At 57.2% G+C, this 3489-nt stretch carries 6 protein-coding genes; 4 read left to right on the plus strand and 2 right to left on the minus strand.

Translation table 11 applies throughout. From position 1 onward, the window contains the following. From B3187_RS03540 to B3187_RS03555, 4 genes are all read left to right on the plus strand, one after another. A partial coding sequence (locus tag B3187_RS03540; RefSeq protein ID WP_286804600.1) for a molybdopterin dinucleotide binding domain-containing protein occupies positions 1-363 on the plus strand: 363 nt, incomplete at its 5' end. Between the two features lie 13 nt (positions 364-376). Then, a complete protein-coding gene (locus tag B3187_RS03545; RefSeq protein ID WP_286804601.1) occupies positions 377-856 on the plus strand; it encodes a nitrate reductase cytochrome c-type subunit in 480 nt (159 codons plus the stop codon). 12 nt (positions 857-868) lie between these two features. After that, positions 869-1528 (plus strand): cytochrome c3 family protein, encoded by a 660-nt coding sequence (locus B3187_RS03550; RefSeq protein WP_265366319.1) that lies wholly within the window; start codon positions 869-871, stop codon positions 1526-1528. Positions 1529-1568: 40 nt separating this feature from the next. Beyond that, positions 1569-1757 carry a hypothetical protein gene (locus tag B3187_RS03555; protein ID WP_286804602.1) on the plus strand — a complete coding sequence of 63 codons (189 nt, stop codon included), beginning with the start codon at positions 1569-1571 and terminating at the stop codon, positions 1755-1757. Between the two features lie 2 nt (positions 1758-1759). On the opposite strand, the gene B3187_RS03560 is transcribed toward B3187_RS03555, so the two are convergent. Beyond that, on the minus strand, positions 1760-2470 hold the full coding sequence (locus B3187_RS03560; protein ID WP_286804603.1) for a DUF6445 family protein: 711 nt from the start codon (positions 2468-2470) through the stop codon (positions 1760-1762). Then, the coding region (locus B3187_RS03565) for a tryptophan halogenase family protein (RefSeq protein WP_286804604.1) at positions 2460-3489 on the minus strand (1030 nt) is incomplete at its 5' end. The genes B3187_RS03560 and B3187_RS03565, both read right to left, overlap by 11 nt.

The raw sequence follows: 3489 nt of genomic DNA on the forward strand, positions 1-3489 counted from the left end.
TACCCCTTCTGGCTCAGCACCGGACGGGTACTGGAGCACTGGCACACCGGCTCCATGACCCAGCGGGTCGAGGAGCTGAACCTGGCCGTGCCCCACGCACTGGTGTACATGAACTATGAGGACGCGCGCAAGCAGGGCTTCCGCCGCGGGAGTGAAGTGCGGGTGATCAGTCGGCGCGGCAATATCCGGGCACGGGTAGAAACCCGGGGCCGGGTCAAGCCGCCGGAGGGGTTGGTGTACATTCCGTTCTTTGACGCCAACCGGTTGGTGAACAAGCTCACGCTCGATGCCACCGATCCGATTTCCCTGCAGACGGACTTCAAAAAGTGTGCCGTCCGCCTCGAACTGATCAGCCTTGCGTAACGGAGAGCCCATCATGATCAAACTGATTAGACGCAGCATTCTGATGGCAGGCCTGGTGATGCCGCTGATCGCCTCAGGTGAACCACCGCAGGAGGTCTCGGCACCGGATGGTGTGCGCCAAGGCGGCACGCTCAGCCAGACCGCCGAGGCGCCTCCGCTGGCCAATGTGCGCTCGAGCATGCGCCGGCCCACACGCAATTACCCCGAGCAGCCGCCGATGATTCCGCACACTATCCGCGGTTACCAGGTGGACACCAACTTCAACCAGTGCCTGACCTGCCATAGCCGCAGCGCCACCGAAGTCAGCGGCGCCCCCATGGTCAGCATCACCCACTTTGTCGACCGGGACGGCCAAACACTGGCCTCGGTTTCACCGCGCCGCTATTTCTGCGTGCAGTGCCATGTGCCCCAACACGACGTCGATCCGGTGAAGGTCAGCACCTTCAAAGGGATTGATCAGGTGCTGGAAGATATCATCAAGCGCGGCGAATAGCGGGGGACGGTTATGTGGAAAACACTGAAGGCGTATTGGAAAACGTTCAATCGACCCGCGACGCACATCAGCCTGGGGGTTCTGACTCTCGGCGGGTTCATTGCCGGCATCATATTCTGGGGCGGCTTCAACACGGCATTAGAATTCACCAACACCGAAGAATTCTGCATCAGTTGCCATGAAATGAAGGCCAACCCCTACGAGGAGTTGATCCCGACCATTCACTACACCAACCGCTCCGGTGTGCGCGCCACCTGTTCAGACTGCCACGTTCCCCACGACTGGACCTACAAAATCGCCCGCAAAATGGAGGCCTCCAAGGAGGTGTGGGGCTGGATCTTTGGCACCATCGATACCCGGGAAAAGTTTCTGGACAAGCGCCGCATGCTCGCCGAGCGCGAGTGGCGCCGGCTGAAAGCCAACGACTCACTGGAGTGTCGCAACTGCCACAACTTCGAGTATATGGACTTTACCCAGCAGTCGCCCCGGGCCCGGGAAATGCACTCTACCCTGCTGGCCAGCGGCGAGAAAACCTGCATTGACTGCCACAAGGGCATCGCCCACAACCTGCCAGACATGCGCGGCGTGGAATCGGGCTTTCACGGCGACCTGAGCGAGGTCTACGCCCCCGGCAGCACGGCCGTGGCCCGGTTTCTGTTGACCGAGGAATAGCCTTCGCTCACAATTCCGGGACCGACCAGGAGACCGAATTGTGAGCGACAACGTCATTGCCTTCAAACGGCCCAGCGCCAAAGAAAAGCACAAGGGTAAGACCTTGTGCCGCAGTGGCTTTCATAAGTGGAAGGTGGTTACCGAGCGTAAGTTTGATGTCAAGCAGGGGAAGTTGGTGACCCAGCTGAGGTGCACTCGGTGCAGTAAAGAGAAAGTGGAAGCGCTCTGATACTAACCGGCTACATCAATAAAGCTGTTAATTGATAAGCGGCCGGTGAGCGGGTCAGAATCCGGATGAAAGTCGGCTTCGATGCAGCCCGAATGAAGGATATTGCGGGGATAGACCACCATCCGATTGAAAACACCTTCAATGCGATCGATTTCTTCGAATAACGGCGTAGATCCATTGATGTAGGCACGGCCGGGCATATTGGGTCCATCATTCTCCGACTCCAATGACCGCAAGTAGGCCACTTTCCTCTCTTCCGTGAGCCGCTCAAAGCCGGTTTTGCGATGTCGATAGAACGCCGTGCCACCGTACCCGGATCGAAACAGGTAGTGGATGGCTGCCAGGCCTTCTGGTTCCAAAGAATCGAAATGGGGAATACGCTGCAACAGCGACAGTCGCTCCGGCGGTGTCGTGACCAATGAATACTGGCACATGGTAAATTTGAGCGTCCGGCCAGACAAGCCAAAGGCATCCGCTATGGCCCCTTGAAGACTCTCCAGCACAAAGCGCTGGTAAGAAAGAGAGACAGGCGCTCGAATGCCGGGGAAGAAGCGCGACAGGGTCGTAAAGTTCAAATGACTCGCTTCTGCACGCAGCCGCTCTGGCTGCTCCACCAATTGGTCAATGATCATTATCGGTGTGCGCTCTTCCCCGACATGTTCGATCCGAATCGACCGATCAGGCGATGGGGCCCATACACGATCAACGCTCACGACAATACTCCTCAACGAATGCTCCGTGCGGGGGGAGCTTCTCTACCCCCAAACTCACCTGCCGCCTGAAATCATCCAACGTTTTCTTCAGTCGCTCATCACCCATAGCACGGACAACCGGGTGGTAGCGTTCTGGATTGATTCGTTGCCCCAACATGACCTGCACCCATGAATCAAGGCGGAACAGTTCGTTTGGAGACTGGTAGGCATGCCCCTGCTCCCGAAATAGAGCGATGCGCTCCCGTAATGACTCCGGAATGCTCATGCTACCGCAGTGACGCCAAAATGGGCTGTCAGACCGTTCTGTAGCGTGATAATGCAGAATGATAAAGTCTCGAATCTTTTCCAGCTCCTCTTCTGCAATCCGATTGTAATGGCTCACCAATGAAGGCGTTACACCGTCAAAGGGAAAGAGCTGTATCAACCGCGTCATGCTGATCATGATCAGGTGGATTGACGTCGACTCCAACGGCTCAACGAAACCACTGGACAAGCCCACGGCCACACAATTTTTGTTCCAGGTCTGACGCCGCCGTCCCGTGCGAAACCGGATCAGACGCGGGTCAGTCAGGGGTTTCCCCTCGATACTGGATAAGAGCCGATCCCGCGCGGCTTCATCGCTTAAATACCGGCTGCAGTACACCAGGCCATTTCCCACTCGATGCTGGAGTGGAATACGCCACCGCCAACCACTGTCGTGAGCACTGGACAGAGTGTAGGGTGGTGGTGGGCCGACGGATTCTGTCTGTACCGCCAAGGCGCTGTCACAGGGCAACCAATGACTCCAGTCCTCATAGCCGGTATGCAGAGCTTGCTCAATGAGCAATCCACGAAATCCGGTACAGTCGATGAACAGATCCCCCTCCACCACATCCCCGGATGCCATTTCCAGTGACTCGATATGGCCTGAATCGGGATTCAGCTGCACCTGTTGGATTTTGCCCTCGATGCGCGTAACACCCTCGCTTTCACTCTTGGATCGCAAAAAGGCGGCGTATCGGGTCGCATCCAGATGGTAG

Origin of the sequence: Marinimicrobium sp. UBA4209, assembly GCF_002381585.1 — a bacterium.
GTDB lineage: Bacteria > Pseudomonadota > Gammaproteobacteria > Pseudomonadales > Cellvibrionaceae > Marinimicrobium > Marinimicrobium koreense.

Excerpts from the sequence above, each read along its gene's own strand:
- B3187_RS03550 (WP_265366319.1), top strand. The coding sequence starts at position 869 with ATGTGGAAAACACTGAAGGCGTATTGGAAAACGTTCAATCGACCCGCG.
- B3187_RS03545 (WP_286804601.1), top strand. The coding sequence starts at position 377 with ATGATCAAACTGATTAGACGCAGCATTCTGATGGCAGGCCTGGTGATG.